Annotated in this window: 10 protein-coding genes; 4 read left to right on the forward strand and 6 right to left on the reverse strand. The window is 71.0% G+C overall.

Translation table 11 applies throughout. The features are described 5' to 3' along the window. Window positions 1–40: 40 nt before the first annotated feature. From J5X07_RS04450 to J5X07_RS04470, 5 genes are all read right to left on the reverse strand, one after another. Window positions 41–598 carry a hypothetical protein gene (locus tag J5X07_RS04450; protein ID WP_208478816.1) on the reverse strand — a complete coding sequence of 186 codons (558 nt, stop codon included), beginning with the start codon at window positions 596–598 and terminating at the stop codon, window positions 41–43. Further along, complete coding sequence (locus J5X07_RS04455; protein ID WP_208478817.1) at window positions 595–2,304, reverse strand: RAMP superfamily CRISPR-associated protein; 1,710 nt, start codon at window positions 2,302–2,304, stop codon at window positions 595–597. The genes J5X07_RS04450 and J5X07_RS04455 overlap by 4 nt, the downstream gene beginning before the upstream one ends. Beyond that, window positions 2,301–4,307 carry a type III-B CRISPR module-associated Cmr3 family protein gene (locus J5X07_RS04460; protein ID WP_208478818.1) on the reverse strand — a complete coding sequence of 669 codons (2,007 nt, stop codon included), beginning with the start codon at window positions 4,305–4,307 and terminating at the stop codon, window positions 2,301–2,303. Before J5X07_RS04460 ends, J5X07_RS04455 begins: the two co-directional genes overlap by 4 nt. Continuing rightward, the gene (locus J5X07_RS04465) at window positions 4,304–6,238 is read right to left on the reverse strand and encodes a hypothetical protein (protein WP_208478819.1); all 1,935 of its coding nucleotides are present in this window, start codon (window positions 6,236–6,238) and stop codon (window positions 4,304–4,306) included. The genes J5X07_RS04460 and J5X07_RS04465 overlap by 4 nt, the downstream gene beginning before the upstream one ends. A 244-nt stretch (window positions 6,239–6,482) precedes the next feature. Then, window positions 6,483–8,960: a HelD family protein gene (locus J5X07_RS04470; RefSeq protein ID WP_208478861.1), complete on the reverse strand. Its 2,478-nt coding sequence runs from the start codon at window positions 8,958–8,960 to the stop codon at window positions 6,483–6,485. Between the two features lie 590 nt (window positions 8,961–9,550). On the opposite strand from J5X07_RS04470, the gene J5X07_RS04475 reads away from it, so the two are divergent. Next, complete coding sequence (locus J5X07_RS04475) at window positions 9,551–10,486, forward strand: PAC2 family protein (protein WP_208478820.1); 936 nt, start codon at window positions 9,551–9,553, stop codon at window positions 10,484–10,486. A gap of 547 nt (window positions 10,487–11,033) precedes the next feature. Here J5X07_RS04475 and J5X07_RS04480 read toward each other — a convergent pair. Beyond that, window positions 11,034–11,876 carry a spermidine synthase gene (locus J5X07_RS04480; RefSeq protein ID WP_208478821.1) on the reverse strand — a complete coding sequence of 281 codons (843 nt, stop codon included), beginning with the start codon at window positions 11,874–11,876 and terminating at the stop codon, window positions 11,034–11,036. Window positions 11,877–12,235: 359 nt separating this feature from the next. Between J5X07_RS04480 and J5X07_RS04485 the strand changes: the two genes are divergently transcribed. The 3 genes from J5X07_RS04485 (at window position 12,236) to mraZ (ending at window position 14,888) form a co-directional block, all read left to right on the forward strand. Continuing rightward, window positions 12,236–13,465 carry a DNA polymerase IV gene (locus J5X07_RS04485; RefSeq protein ID WP_124933611.1) on the forward strand — a complete coding sequence of 410 codons (1,230 nt, stop codon included), beginning with the start codon at window positions 12,236–12,238 and terminating at the stop codon, window positions 13,463–13,465. Window positions 13,466–13,639: 174 nt separating this feature from the next. Next, the gene (locus tag J5X07_RS04490; protein ID WP_124933612.1) at window positions 13,640–14,053 is read left to right on the forward strand and encodes a DUF3040 domain-containing protein; all 414 of its coding nucleotides are present in this window, start codon (window positions 13,640–13,642) and stop codon (window positions 14,051–14,053) included. A 403-nt stretch (window positions 14,054–14,456) separates the two neighbouring features. Then, on the forward strand, window positions 14,457–14,888 hold the full coding sequence (gene mraZ / locus J5X07_RS04495; RefSeq protein ID WP_124933613.1) for a division/cell wall cluster transcriptional repressor MraZ: 432 nt from the start codon (window positions 14,457–14,459) through the stop codon (window positions 14,886–14,888). Window positions 14,889–15,057 lie beyond the last annotated feature (169 nt).

Here is a 15,057-nt window from a genome sequence, read left to right on the forward strand (position 1 = left end):
GAATCCGTAGGGGTTGATGACGCGATCCTCTTGCGGGGATTCATTTCCCCCTCGGCTTCCCCGCTTGTTGCGGGATTGATTTCTTGAGGTCATAGCCCTGCTCTCCCCTCATGATCGTATCCACATACTCGACATTCCCGTAATCACCTATCCGGAATAACTCATAACCGCCCAGCGCGGCTCCTGTGCGGCTGACGAAACTCACTTCCCGGGCCAGGTGGGGCTCTCCAAGCTCATCCGTACTGTCACCGACGGGGCGATGGATGCTCATACGCACCCCGGAGCATCCCCGCACCCACCGCCACTCCACGCCGCGGGGGTCGTCGGTGCCGCGCTTCTGCTGCAGCCACAAGCGCAACTCGTAGACGGTCCTGAGATCCAGATCCGCCCCCGCGTCATCCGATGCGCGGACCTGCAAGGCCTCATCGTTGCTGTCAAGGGCCACTGATGTCACCTGGATCGGCCCGCCGGTGGTCAGGGCGAATCCTCTCACTCCGCCCTGGTCGCGCGCGGTGAGCGCCGCATCCTGAAGCAGCTCCCATCCGCGAGGGCCGGTGTTCTTAGTGACCAGTATCATAGGCGTCAGATTGGTGCTCACGCCCTCACCCCCTCATCCGGGCGCAGGGGATCGAGGCAATCAGCCCAAGAACTGAGGCTCTCACGCTCATGCGGGGTCCACAGGCGACGGGCCCATGCCAGCACCTTCCCTGCTGCTTCTGCTTGGGAGATGGGCGTGCTCTGAACCTCCAGGTCCTCGACATCGGGGTCGTTGGAGCGCACCGTGAGGGATGGGACCGTGACATGACCGCAGCCCCGAGCCGCCCGCCCCCCGAGTGTCAGGAAGCCCGCAGCGGCTTCGGCCAGGGCCAGGCCGAGGGCGCACAGGGTCGCATCGCGCATTCTCCTGACCTCCTCATCAGTGAGATCGTGCTGAGCGGATTCCCGGATGTTCCCCTCCAGGCGCTCCAGATCCACGGTAAGAGTCAGTGGCTCCCAATCAGCATCGACCACTACGTGCTCGACGAACAACCGGCCCCCGGTCTCGTCTTGCTCGTTCAGCCCTCGTCGACCGATGACTGCTCCGCCGGTCCACCGATCGATGGCCACGTGCTGGCGAACATCTTCCCTGCCGTTCTGGGCTCGGCAATCATCGACGCGCAATGCGCCCGCCCACCGGGTGCTGCCGAACAGAGCGGTGATCACTGTGGGCTCCTGTGTCAGGAACTCATGAACATCGTCGATGGGCGCCGCGGGTTGGGGATCCCCTTGGCCCTGCGCCGTCCTGACGATGCGCCCCATCCGGCTGCGCAGCGCGCCCCGAACCCCGGCCCCGGGCAGGATGTAGTGATCACCTTGGCGAAGGGGCAGCACAGGCCGCGAGGGCAGTGGAGTTCCTGGAGCCGCCATGTGCAGCCGGTGCTCGGCCTCTTCGGACACTGCGTCGGGGAGGCGCTCAGGGTCGTGCACGAGGATGCCGTCCTGGGAGTTCCAGGTGATCGAGACGGTCAGGGTGCGCCGGCCCTCGGATGGTGTCGCCTGCCTGGATTGATCCAGGAGATCCTGCCCTGCCGCAGCAGCTGCCTGCTTGTGGTTGTCCGCATCCCCGCTGACCGCCGCGACCCACATGCGCAGGCCCTCCAGGGTGGAGAGATCAGCGCTCATGAAGAGCACGGGGTGCATCGCGTCCACGGCGAGCTTCACGCGGCCCCACCCGGCGTTGCGCCGCGCTCCCAGAACCAGTCGTCCTCTGTCGATGGCGGCCAGGACAGCGGTGAGCTCGTCCCTGACCTCCTCCGTTGACGGTGCTGCCTCAGGGCTGTGGTTGTTTCGGGCAGCCGTGGCGGGCTCATCAGTCGTATGTCCGTTGAGCACCAGGGTGAAGCGGGTTCCCGGGGGGAGCACCTCATGGGTGAACAGGGCGCCGTCTGCGGCTGTGCCCAGGTGACGGTCCACGGTGTTGCCGTGCCGGTGAACGGTGGGCGTGTTCGCCTTTGGGCCCAGGTCCACGTCCTCCACCGAGATGCACGAGGCGCGTGAGGCGCTGCCCCACGCTCTGCCCACGTCCTGTCTTCCGCTCTCATGGCCGATGGCGGCACGCAGCGCCCCGGCCAAGGAACTGCCCCGCAGGATCAGATGACCATCAGCATCCTGGGCCAGCAGGCGACTGTCCATACCGGGATCAGTTCTAGGGCGGGTCCTGCGGATCTCATCGCTCTGCCACTGCTTCGCCCCGGTCTGGACGGCCCCGACATGCAGGGGGGAGATCGTGCGCAGGGGAATCTCCAGGCGCATCCGAGTTGTCATCGCCGTGGTCCTTCTCCCGTGCCATCGGTCGTCTCGGCGGGCACGACAGCGGCCGCGACCTGAACGATCCTGGACTGGTCCAGGAGGGGGTGGCCCACAACGAAGCGCCCGTAGCCCTCCGCAGCGCGCTGTCCCACACCGCGGGCGCCCAGATGCTCCAGCTCTGAAAGTGCTCGGTCCTCCTGGCCATGAGGTAGCACCACACGCAGGCAGGAACCGGCCTGCAGCGCTACGAGGGTGGGGCGAGGCGTATGCGATGCTCCCGAGTAGGAGTCGATCCGCCGTGCGCGCACCGAGGCGCTGACCGATCCGGGCCTTGCCGGGCTGTCCTCGCGCACGCTGCCCAGTCCTCGGGCCTTAAGGGCGCGGTTGAGCTGCCGGCATAGCCCGTTGGGGGTGGGATCGGGGCGCAGGAGGTGGTCCAGAGCGATGAGGTCCGAGGTCAACCAGATAGTCGTGGTCTGCGAGGATACATGTGGTTCTTCCCGCTTGACCGCTACCGCAGGTGGGTCCAGGACCGCGGGCTCCCCGACGGCGACGCTCACCCGTCCGTACTGGCTGCGGGAGCGCCCGCCCAGGCGGGCGGCCCCGGCGAGAGCGGAAGGCCAGTCCTGTCCCAGGTACCGGTGCAGGACCTCAGCCAACTGATGGCCGACTCCTACGCGGGTGGACCAGTAGGGGAACTCCTGAGCGGCTGAGATGCTCTGGACGAGGAAGAGATCGCCATCGGATGCCGTCCCTGTGCTCCGGTCGATCGCCGTGTGCATATGGCCGACCAGGTGCGGCTGGATGAGGCGCACCCCGCCCTTGACGCAGGCCAGGTAGCCCCTGCGCAGTGGCTTGCGCGGTGAAGCGGGTGATTCGGCGGGCTGAGAAGCCAGTAGGTTGACCAGTGGCGCATCGCTATCGAGCTTGTCCCGCGTGAGTGCCAGAGGCACCGGCAGGCACCTCTGTCCGCCGACGCTCGGCAGCAGGTTCTCGCAACGCAGCAGATCATGGGTGACAGCATCACGCACCAGGGCCAGGTCTCGCTGCGCATCCCGCTGGGAGGCCCCACTGTCGGAGATCGCCCGGTCCATACTGGTGCACAGACGCCGGTGAACATAGGCCAGTATAGAGGTGCCGCTGACGATATCGCTGCTCAGCAGTGTGTTGGACAGCCGTCCCGCGGTGGCATGCAGGTCCTGCAGGGGGGCCACCATGAGGGGCACATGTACACAGCCGGCAAGCTGGAGCGCATCCTCGTGGATCTCGGGACGGCACGCGCCTGCTGGTATCCGGGGAATGGGCGGGGAGCCTATCCTCGGAGCATTCGGAGGACCGGGCAGGGAGCTGAGCGTCTCGAGGGCCTCAGCGGCTCCTGGAGTGTCCGCGAGGCGGAGCGTGCACGACCCCGAGCCGCGTCGCCTGCCCGAGCCCAGGTGGTCCACCAAGGAGCAGGCCACGGACAGCAGGTGCCATACTGTGGTGCCTGCCTCCTCCCAATGGACGGGTCGTCCCAGCCCATCATGCTCCAGCAGCTCGACCTGCGCGCTCAGGGTTGCCCTGCGTGCCCGTTCCACGTAGCGCAAGTGCTGGGGCAGGACCGTGCCGGTCCGATGACTGAGCGCGGCACCGGGGCGTATGGAGCCGATAACACCTGCTCGGTCCGCCTGATCCTGCGACTCGGCTGCGCCATCGGTCACTGCGTGGATGGCGATCAGCGCGGGCTCCGAGGCACGGGCACCGTAGCGGGACGGTCCCCCCAGCAGGCGCTCAGCCCAGGAGTACCAGGATCCGCCACCGTTCAGGTCTGATCGACTGCTCATCGAGCGCCCCTCGTCGAGGGCTGCCGCCACCACTCGGACCGCCTCTGCGAGCAGTCCGGTGAGCTCGGTCCCGGTGATCGTGGCTCTCCCATGGCGATCACGCAGATAGGACGATGTCAGGCCGGAGAACGTACTGGCTCCGGATGCCACGCCCCACTCGCTGTGCAGCTCCACGCTGAGCTCACGCGTTGTCATTCCTTCTCCTCATGCCTGGTGGTGCGCTGCCCTCCGACGGGGATGGTCCAGGTGGATGGTGCCGCCTTCTCCACCAGTTCCATGCAATCGAACAGGGCCGTGGACCAGCCCTGCCCATCCTCGTCCTTCAGGAACAGGCTCCGTTCATCTTCAAGCCCCAGGCCCAGGGCCCTCGCTTGATGCTGCAGCTGTCCTTCCTGCTCGAGGAGCCATGCCCAGTACCTGTTTGCCTGCGTGATCGTCCGTTCGCGCTCTGCTGGCTTGAGCTCCGGGTCGAGCAGTGGGGCCAGATCAGTGCGCAGCTGCTTGACCCGGGTACGGGGGAATCCCCGGCTGTCGGGGTTCGCAGCAGCCATTTCCCTGCTGCCACCGTGAGAGGGGCAAGGAGGCGGATCCTCCTGGCCGGTGTAGACCCGGGCCTTGGCCAGCAGCTCCGCCCAGGAGTGCGTCTCGCGCTGAGCGCGCTCCCGGGCGGATGCACTCGTGCTCAAGGGGGTGCGGAGGTAGTAGGGGCGAGCAGTCAGGTCCTGGTAGGGGCGGCGCAGCTCCTCCAGGGAGTCGAAGGAGGAGTCGTGCAGGACGTGGAAGTCCAGAGTGGATTCATGACGGGAGAGCCGCTTGGCGCTGGAGCACAGCTCCTCGGCAAGCCTGTAGGCGGAGTGGAACGGGTAGGCGCGCTTGATCACCGCGATCCCCGCAGCAGCGCACATGCCCTGACCGGGGCGATCGGGGTCGAGATCGCGCAGCAACGGGTCGGCTGCGGTGGTCGTCTCGAACTCGTGGAGGAATGCTGCGGTGAAGAGGAAGCCGTACTGGGCATCGGTGATGATGGTGACATCGTCACCCCCGACGAGCACGGGTACGAGCGGTGCCACCCTGTGCTGATGCCCCTCCGGCCCGGTGTCACTCTCCTTGCGGGAGGCGTCGACCACGGTATGCCAGGCCAGGATGAAGGCGGTGAACGTCGCCTCCTCCAGGGCGGATGAGACCACGCGGGCGTACTGCGCCAACTCCCCTCCGACGCGCTTGCGGTGCTGCCAGTCTTGGGTGTCGTGCTTGGACGGATCGACCCCTGCGGCTTGTGCTCTTGTGAGAGCTCCCTGCAGGTCGCCGAGCAGCGCGCCGACCCCATTGCCATCGATGTGGATGACGCACACCCAGGGCAGTGGCGAAATGTCCTGCACCGACTCCGCTCCCTCCCCTGAGCCCAGAGCCCTCTCCAGGCGGTATTGATTGGTCACCGCTAGGCCGGGGCTGGGGGAGTCCTCGCATACCTGCTCACCCAGCAGCATGGTGTAGGCATGCCGCAGTCTGTTGTTCGTTCCCAAGAGCCTGCTGAGATGGGCGGATCCCTCGGCCCCCAGGGGGGAGTCGTAGCCGACCAGGGAGATCAGGGTGTCCCGCAGCCTCTCGCTGTGGGAGCGCTTAACACGTACCGGCTCGGACAGTGAGACGTCCTTGTCGATGGCCCACAGACGGTCCTCTGCCCGTGGTGGGCAGGCGGGAAGGCCGGTGTCCTTGCAGGTGGCCAGGAAGGGCATGCAGGGGAAGCGCGTGCTCGGCGAGCGACGGCGGGCGGTGTACTGGCGGGCCAGATCATGCACCTGCGCCAGGTGCCGGGGCTTCAACGGCGGTTGATCGATATCCAGGTGGACACCGCTGACATCCATCCCCGGTGCCTCGACCGCTGCCTGGCTTGTTAGGGCTGTGATCAATCTGGAGCAGTCATCCGCCGTGGGGGCGAGCCAGATGACCTTGCCCGACGCGGCGGAGACGACCTCCAGGACTCTGTGCGTGCCATCATTGGCCAGTTGCTGGAACCATGTGGGCAGCCGGCTGAGCAGGTAGGAGGCACCGATCTGATCTCGCTGGCGCTGGGTCGCAAAGATGTATGCCTGGTTTCCGTTGGTCTCCACCATTGCGAGGTGCATCGTGTCTCCTATCCCGGCCCAGGAGTATTGAGAAGAAGTCGCCTCAGGTATACCAGCCCCATGCCGCGCGCGTCCTGGGTTCGGATGTAGGGGCGCCCAGCGGAAGGTCACGGTTCCGTATCACTGGGGTGGGAGGACCTGGAGCGCGCGCCGCGCTGCCGAGTGGCTGATGGTGTCAAGACGCTTCCGGACGCGGTGGGCCTTGGCTCGATGGGGTTGCGGGGCGGTGGGATCCGGCCCGTGCTCAGCGCCCCGGCTCCACCGGGTCCTCGACCAGGCCCTCGGGCAGGGGTGAGCGGCTGACCACCCGCAGGCGCCGGGTGGGCCGGGTCATTGCCACGTACAGGTCCCCCGCGCTGCCGGCGCCCACGAGGGCCGGATCGACCAGGACCACGGCGTCGAACTCCAGGCCCTTGGAGGCCACCGGCCCCATGACCGCCAGGCGGGCGCGCAGCAGATCCCCACCGGGTGCCTCCATGGCCGCCGCCAGGGCGGGCTCGGCGCCCAGCAGGGCCGCCGCCTGCCCGGCATCCGGGGCGATGACGGCCAGGCGCCCCGCGCCGGGGCCCACCGCTGCGTCCAGGCCCTCGAGCTCCTCGGCGACGGCGCGGCGCAGCGCCGTCGCCCACGCCTCCTGAGCCGGGTCCGGCCCCTCCGGCGGATCGTCCCGCCCCTGCGGGCTCCCCGGCTGGCCGCCGGCGCCCTCCACGAGCTCCACGACCAGGCAGTCGGGCAGGTCGCGCACCGAGCGCACCGGGTAGACCGGGGGGTGGCCCAGCGCCGTGACCACCCGGTCGGCCGCATCCATGATCGTGGCCGGAGTGCGGTAGCACACGCTGAGCACCTCCTCGCGCAGCGGGGTCGAGCCCCCGGCGCGCCGGGCCCCCTGGGCGCCCCCGGCGCCCGCTGCGTGAGGGCCGCGGCCCCGCCCCGAGCCGCCCCCGGCCGCCCCGGCGGCCGTGCCCAGGGGCTGGAGCACCTGGCCCCAGCTGGAGGGGGCCCGGCCACCGGAGTACTGGGCCAGGTCCCCCACAACGGTGAAGGAGCGCTGCGGGCAGCGGCGCGCCAGGGCCCGCCAGGCCATGGCCCCCAGCTCCTGGGCCTCATCGACCACCACATGCCCGTAGGTCCAGGTGCGATCGGCCCGTGCCCGCTCGGCCAGTGTCAGGCGGGGGCCAGTGTCCTGGACCCGGTCGGCCAGCATCTCGGCCGAGACCATTCCCGCGCCCAGCTCCTGGGACTCGATGGCCTGGGCGGCGTAGGCCACCAGCTCCTCACGGCGCCGCGCCTCCAGACGGGCCCGGCGCGCCCGGGCGTCCTCACTGGGGCCCAGCAGCTCGGCCAGCTCATCGATGAGGGGGATGTCTGCGCTGGTCAGCTCCGAGCCCACCGGCCGGACCACCGCCGCGCGCGCCTGCTCATCGAGCTCGGGGGCCAGCCGCTGGAGCAGCTGGGGGCGCGCCCACAGCCGCTCCAGCAGCCCCGCCGGGGTCATCGGCATCCAGCACAGGTTGATCTCGCGGCGCGCATCGCGGCTGGTGCGGATGTCCTCGCGGATCCAGGCGCGGGTATCGGCGTCGGAGGCGTCCTGCCCGGTGGCCGCGGCGAACTGGTCGGTCAGGCGCTCCAGGAGCCACAGCACGAAGGGCTCGCGCGCCAGGTTGTGGGGCTTGCCGCTGCGGCGGGCCCGGGCGATCGCCTCGCGCACATCCCGGGGCTCCAGGCTCAGCCGCGTGCCCTGGACCTCGATCGTGCGCGGCTGGTCGGGGACGCGCTGGAGGTCCCGCACGGCCCGCCGGAGGATCTCCGCCCACACCGCATCGCCCTTGATCTCGGCGACGGCGGCGGGCTCGGCCCCCCGGGCCCGCACCCCCGGCACCAGATCAGCGATAGTGGTGGAGACCACGCCGGTCTCGCCCAGGGAGGGCAGGACCTGCTCGACATAGCGCAGGAAGGTGCGCGAGGGCCCCACCAGGAGCACCCCGGAGCGCTCCAGGCGCTCCCGCTCGGAGTAGAAGAGGTAGGCCACCCGGTGCAGGGCGACGGCCGTCTTGCCGGTGCCCGGGCCGCCCTGGACCACGAGCACGCCGGTGCCCGGTGAGGTGACGATGCGGTCCTGCTCGGCCTGGATCGTGGCCACGATGTCGCCCATGCGGCCCTCCCGCGCCGCCGACATGGCGGCGATGAGGGCCCCCTCGCCCTGGAGGCCGCTGCCCGGAGCGCCCTGACCCGCCGGGACCAGGGAATCCAGGGCGCCGACGTCGATGAGCTCGTCCTCCAGGCCGATGACCCGCCGGGCCCGGGTGTCGATATGGCGACGGCGCACCAGCCCCATGGGCTGGGATGCGGTGGCCTGGTAGAAGGCGCGCGCCAGGGGGGCGCGCCAGTCCAGGACGACCTCGCGGTGCGTCTCGTCCTGGAGCCCGATGCGGCCCACATAGTGGCGCCTGCCCCCGTCGGTCACCGGGGATGAGGAGGCCCCGCCGGTCTCCAGCGCCTCGGGGCTCAGGTCCATCCGGCCGAAGACCAGGCGGTCCTCCACCCCCTCCAGGGAGGAGATCTGGGAGGAATAGTGGATGGCGTAGGCGTCCCGCTCCCCGCGGGACTGGTGGGTCCCGCTGACCCCCCGGGCCTCGATCTGGGCCAGGGAGCGGCGGGCCTGGACCAGCTGGCGGTCCAGCTCGCTGTAGGCCAGGTCCACCACCTCCTGCTCGGCGCCCAGCTCGCGCTCCCGGTCCTGCTGTCCGTGGGACCGCCCTGGGCGCCCTGGCGCGCCGCCGCGCAGGGCGGTCCCATCGCGGTCGGATGCGCCGACGGGGGGAGTCGTCTGATTCACTCGGCCTCACTGGTTGACTGGTTGACTCGGGGAGGCGGGGCCGCTCGGCGGCCGGCCTCCCACACGGCGTTCATCGGTCTTCTTCCTCAGGATCCGACCCATGGCCTGCCCGATGCGCGCATGGCTGAGCGCAGGGGGCCCCGGCGGGACCGGGCGAGCACCGGCCCGGCAATGGGCGCGCCGCGCAGGCCGGTCCATTATTCTCCTGTCCAAGGCGCTGTGGGGAAGCCCATGGCGAACACGGCGCCCTGGCTGGCATCCACGGGAACAGCCCGGACCAGCCGGCTGTTGGTCCAGTCAGCACCGGCCCGCGCCCCGTCCCCCAACGAGGCGCTGCCCGAACCAGGCCACTGGATGGCACGAGACCCGACAACCACTGACAGCCCCGAATGACCGACCCATCAGCCCACACACCATCGGACAGGCCGCCCGATCAGGCGGCAACCGCCGGATACCACAGGAAAGGAGGCGGCTCCATGAGATCACTGTTCACCGTGCAGCACCCCGCGGGCCGTCCCGTCTCCCCGCGTGTGCTCATCCACTACTTCGACGGCGCCATGGATGCGGGCAGCGCAGGGGCCCTCGCGGTCGAGCAGCTGCTCATGACCCTGCCCCACGAGCGCCTGGCCACCTTCGACATCGACTCCCTGGTGGATTACCGGGCCCGGCGCCCCGTGATGACCTACTCCCGCAACACCTACTCCTCGGTGGAGATGCCCGAGCTCGTCCTGGACCTGCTCCAGGACGACGACGGCGAGGACCTCCTGCTCCTGCACGGCAGCGAGCCGGACTTCCGGTGGGACGACTTCGTGGGCTCGGTGGCCCACCTGGCGGTCTCCATGGGCGTGGGCCAGGCCATCGGCATCAGCGGCATCCCCATGGCCGTTCCCCACACCCGCCCCACTTACGTCCACCTCCACGGCAGCCGGCCCGAGCTGCTGCCCGCCCAGCCCGAGCTCTTCGGCCATGTCGAGCTGCCCGGCTCGATGTCCGCCTACCTGGAGCTGAGGCTGGGCGAGCTGGGCCTGGACTCCCGCGGCGCCTCGGCCGCCATCCCCCACTACCTGGCGCGCGACGAGTTCCCCCAGGGGGCCTCGGCGCTGCTGGCCGCCGTCGTCCAGGCCACGGGCCTGGCACTGCCCGTGGGCGACCTGGAGGCGGCCGCGAATGTCAACCGCGCCGAGATCGACGCCGAGGCCTCCCAGCAGCCCGAGGTCTCCGCCGTCGTCTCGGCCCTGGAGGCCCAGTACGACGCGCTGGCCCCCCGCATGGAGGCCCACGACCAGCACCGGGCCGCCCCTGCCCTGGACCTTCCCAGTGCCGATGAGATCGGGGCGCGCCTGGAGGCCTTCCTGGAGTCCAAGGACTCCGGGGAGCTGGGCCCCCGGCGGGGCAGGGGCCCCGGGGCCTGAGGCGCGGCACCGGCCCGATTGCTGCTGGGTGACTCGCATTCTGCGTGCCGACACGGCGTTCCCTCAGTGGGCAGGACACGGGACACCCAGCGGAACGCGGGCGCGCAGGGCCGCGGGGCAGGCCGCATCAGCGAGGAGAGTGTCCAGATCCCTGACAAACGCGGCTCCTGCACCTGGGGCCTGGTTGAGGATCCGCGGAATCATGCGGGTGGTGGGGCGTGCGCTGCGCCGTGATCGGGCCTTTGTCAGGGATTTTGACATCTGCACCCCTGAGTGCGCTCCTTGGTGAGGCGCGTATGGGGCTCGCGGGTGATAGACGTCGGGCTGCCCGGGAGGCGGTCACCATCCCGGCCCGCACGGCCAGAGCCGGGCTGCTTGCCGCGCAGCCCCGATGCGGGCACTAGCCGATCTCGTACCCTCGTCTTCCATCTCGTCAGCTGGAGGTACGAGATCGGGGGCAGGGGGGACGAGATGGTGCGGTATCCGGGACCGGCCAGGCCTCATGGGCAACGCCTCATGGACGCCGCCCCGACCCCGCCGGCCGGTCTCACGCCCCGGGCAGCGCGCGGTCCTCGGGCGACCAGGTGCGCACCGGCAGCGGCAGGCGGCGCACGGCATGCTCGACCTCCCGGCACTGGTCGGGGGCGAAGGGCTCGCGTCGGCACACCAGCACCAGGTTGCCGGGCCTGGCGCCCCGGGCCACCGGCGGGTCCGCCACCACGAGCAGGCCGCCGAAGAGCCGGCGCAGCAGTCCCAGCTCGGCTCCCAGCTCCGGGCGCGGAGGCGAGACGGTATTGATGAGCGCGATCCCGCCCGGCCGCAGGGCCCGCAGGCAGCTGGCCAGGAAGGCCTCATCGCGGCAGTTGGGCGGGACCGCCGACCGGGTGAAGACATCGCGCACCACCACATCCCACTGGCCCGGCCTCAGCTCGGGCAGCACCCGGGCCGCGTCGCCCACCCGGATGCGCAGGCGCGGTGAGCGCGGCAGGTCGAACCACTGGCGGGCATAGCGGGCCAGGGCCTCATCGATCTCCACCGCCAGCTGGGCCGAGCCGGGGCGGGTGCGGTCCCAGGCGCGGGCCAGGGCGCAGCCCGCCCCGCCCAGGTGCAGGGCGCGCAGGGGCGTGCCCCGGCCCAGGAGCACCTCGGCGACGGCGTCCATCTGCTGGTGGTACTCGAAGTCCAGGCGAGTCGGGTCGCGCAGGTCCAGGTAGGAGGACTCGGTGCCGTCGAGCAGCAGCAGGACCCCGTCCTCGCGCCGCACCAGCTCGGCGCTCGCCAGCGAGGTGGGCACCGGGCCGACCGGCAGATGGGCCAGGGATGAGTGGCCGGGGGAGGAGGGCCCGGCTCGGCCCGAGGAGCGCCGCGCGCCGCGGCCCGGCCTGCTCATGCCACGGCCCTCCGCTCCGGTACCGCCTTCTTGGATGTCACAGGAGCACGTTAGCCTGGGCATGACGGCGGCACCCGTGGCCGACGCGCCCGGTCCCCGGCGGATCGCCTCGGGACGGGCCGCGGCGATCCACGGTGGTCGGCCGCCGAGCGCCACGGATGCGAGGAGAGTGTGAGGAGCAGGCCCCTGATGACGACGAGGATCCCGGCGGCCGCGGCCTCCGCAATGCGCAGGCCCTCCCCGGCAGCGCCGGTGGAGGCGGCGCAGGCCCCGCCCACCGGCCGGGACGGCGCCTGCGCGCGCCGCCCCCGGCGCGGCGGACCCGGCGGGACCCGGCATGGGGGACGCGGGGGAGCGGCATGAGCCGGGCCCCGCGCTCCCAGGCCGCACGGCGCTCCTGGGGCCAGGACGACTCGGCCACCCCCATCCTCCATGTGGACATGGATGCCTTCTTCGCCTCCGTCGAGCTCCTGGAGCACCCCGAGCTGGCCGGGCGGCCGGTGATCGTCGGCGGCCAGGACGGGCGCGGCGTGGTCTCGGCGGCCTCCTACGAGGCCCGCGCTTACGGGGTGGCCTCGGCCATGTCCATGGCCGAGGCCACCCGGCGCTGCCCGCAGGCCGTCGTCCTGCCGGTGCGCCACCGCCTCTACTCCCAGGTCTCGGCCCGCATCATGGCGGTCCTCGACGAGGTCACGCCCCTGGTGGAGCGGCTCAGCGTCGACGAGGCATTCCTGGACGTCAGCGGCTCCAGGAGGCGCATGGGCAGCCCCTGCCGGATCGCCGCGTGGATCCGAGCCCAGGTGCGCCAGCGCATCGGGGTCCCCGCATCGGTGGGGATCGCCTCGACCAAGCTCGTCGCCAAGCTCGCCTCGGCCCATGCCAAGCCCGACGGCGTCCTGCTCGTGCCCGCCCAGGCCACCCAGGACTTCCTCAACGTCCTGCCGGTGGAGGCCCTGTGGGGAGTGGGGGCCCGCAGCGCCGAGCAGCTGGCCCGCTGGGGCATCACCGATGTGCGCACCCTGGCCGCCACCGAGGTGCGCCTCCTGGAGCGGATCCTGGGGACCGCGGCGGGCAGGCACCTGCACGACCTGGCCCACGGCATCGACCCGCGCCCGGTCAGCCCCGGGCGCGAGGAGAAGTCGGTGGGCACGGAGTCCACCTTCTACTCCACGCTCACCGACCGGGAGCATGCCCGCACGATCCTGCTGGACCAGACCCACCAGTGCGCCGCCCGCCTGCGTGCCGGGGGCCTGCGCTGCCGGGTGGTCGTCCTCAAGGCCCGCGGCGCCGACTTCACCACCGTGACCCGCTCGCGCACCCTGTCGGTCCCCACCGATCTGGCGCGCGACATCTGGCAGACCATCAGCGCCCTGTTCGAGGCCCTGCCCACCCCCGGCGGCGGATTCCGGCTCCTGGGGGTGCGGGTCGAGGGCCTGGCCCGCGGCGATGACGGCGTCCAGCTCCTGCTGGATGACGATCCCCGCCGCGGGGCGCCGGAGCGGGCCGCCGACGAGGTGCGCCGGCGCTGGGGCCGCCAGGCCCTGGCCCCCGCCAGCCTGCTGGGCGGTCCCCGCCGGCCGGCCCGCTGACCGCCCGGGAGCCGCTGCGCCCGAGCCCCTCGCAGGCGCAGGGCGCCAGGTTTTCCCCAGGGGCGCATAGCGCCTATTGTTGAAGCAGGGTCCCTGAGCCGGGCGGCCGTCGCCGACCGCCCGGAGCGCACCGGGCAGGAGCCCGCACACGGCTCACAGACAATGAGGAGCACCATGGCACTGTCAGAGCGAGAGCAGCAGGTTCTACGTGACCTGGAATCCCAGCTGCATCAGGAGGATCCCGCCCTGGCCGACAGCCTTGAGCGCGACGAGCGCCGCCTGACGCGCCCCTCCCCCCGCCACGTCGGCGCCGGGGTGGCCCTGGTCCTGGTGGGCCTGAGCCTCCTGGTCGGGGGGGTCTCCGTTGGTCACGGTCTGGTCTCGATCCTGCTGGGGGTCGCGGGCTTCGCCATCGCGGTCTGGGGGGTGAGCCTGGCCCTGACCCGCGTGAGCAGCGGCCCCAAGGGCCCGATCCCCTCCCCGCCCCGCAGGGGCCCCAAGCGCCCCAACGGCCGCCGGGGCTCGGGCCCCTCCTTCATGGACCGCCAGTCCGAGCGCTGGGATCGGCGCCGCGACTCCCAGGGCTGACCCGGGCCCTCCACACTCCTCCACCTGAGCCCCGCCACTGGATCCCGCCGTCGTGCACTGCGACGGCGGGATCGTCGTCCCTCCGGGCCCACCACCTCCCTCCACCTCCCCATCGGCCCGCATCCGGCGGCCTGAGGCGCCTGCCTGCCGCCGGCCCCACCGCCCTGGTCTCCTGAGGCGGTTCCTGGGCTGCGCCTGCAGGGCCCCTGCCTGAGACCTGAGGGCGGCGGTGCACCACGCCGTGGCCGCCAGGATCCTCCACTTCGCACCACCCGGAGAATCCCTTGCAATGGCAAGGATCAGAGATGCAGTTGTGATCGGTTGCCGGCATCTGTTAGGGAGAAAGGGGAGGAAAGTGGAGTAAGGTGGGGCGCACGGGTAGCCGAGGGGAAGGAGGTGCCCGATGTTCCTGGGCACCCATGCCCCGAAGCTGGATGAGAAAGGCCGTCTCATCCTCCCGGCCAAGTTCCGTGAGGAGCTGGCAGGCGGAATCGTCCTGACCCGTGGTCAGGAGCGCTGCCTGTACGCCTTCACCACCGCCGAGTTCGAGCGCATGTACGCCCAGCTGCGTGAGGCGCCCCTGGCGCAGAAGCAGGCGCGCGACTACATCCGCGTCATGCTCTCGGGAGCCGACTCGCAGATCCCGGACAAGCAGGGCCGCATCACGCTGCCCGCTCCGCTGAGGGCCTACGCCGGCCTGACTCGCGACCTCGCGGTCATCGGCGCCGGCGCCCGTGTGGAGATCTGGGACGCCACCGCATGGAGCGACTACCTGACCGCTCAGGAGCAGGTCTTCGCCGAGACCGCCGAGGAGATCATCCCCGGCTTCTTCTGAGACACAACCGAGACAGCACGCTGTCGGTGACCCGCCTCGTGAGGTCTCCGCCCGATGCCGAGTCCGGCGCCTCTTCCCCGGCGCCGGAACCACGGGAGGAGTCCTGGCGGTGCGGATCCCCGACGCCGCCCCACCCCCTCGGCCCTCCCTGAACCCTTCGCGGGTTCAG

The sequence above is a fragment of the Actinomyces bowdenii genome (assembly GCF_017592395.1).
Lineage (GTDB): Bacteria > Actinomycetota > Actinomycetes > Actinomycetales > Actinomycetaceae > Actinomyces > Actinomyces bowdenii.

What these genes read in the sequence shown, in the direction of transcription:
- J5X07_RS04455 (WP_208478817.1), bottom strand. Translation starts at nt 2,304, where the DNA reads ATGACAACTCGGATGCGCCTGGAGATTCCCCTGCGCACGATCTCCCCC.
- J5X07_RS04460 (WP_208478818.1), bottom strand. Translation starts at nt 4,307, where the DNA reads ATGACAACGCGTGAGCTCAGCGTGGAGCTGCACAGCGAGTGGGGCGTG.
- J5X07_RS04465 (WP_208478819.1), bottom strand. Translation starts at nt 6,238, where the DNA reads ATGCACCTCGCAATGGTGGAGACCAACGGAAACCAGGCATACATCTTT.
- J5X07_RS04475 (WP_208478820.1), top strand. Translation starts at nt 9,551, where the DNA reads ATGAGATCACTGTTCACCGTGCAGCACCCCGCGGGCCGTCCCGTCTCC.
- J5X07_RS04480 (WP_208478821.1), bottom strand. Translation starts at nt 11,876, where the DNA reads ATGAGCAGGCCGGGCCGCGGCGCGCGGCGCTCCTCGGGCCGAGCCGGG.
- J5X07_RS04485 (WP_124933611.1), top strand. Translation starts at nt 12,236, where the DNA reads ATGAGCCGGGCCCCGCGCTCCCAGGCCGCACGGCGCTCCTGGGGCCAG.
- J5X07_RS04490 (WP_124933612.1), top strand. Translation starts at nt 13,640, where the DNA reads ATGGCACTGTCAGAGCGAGAGCAGCAGGTTCTACGTGACCTGGAATCC.
- mraZ (WP_124933613.1), top strand. Translation starts at nt 14,457, where the DNA reads ATGTTCCTGGGCACCCATGCCCCGAAGCTGGATGAGAAAGGCCGTCTC.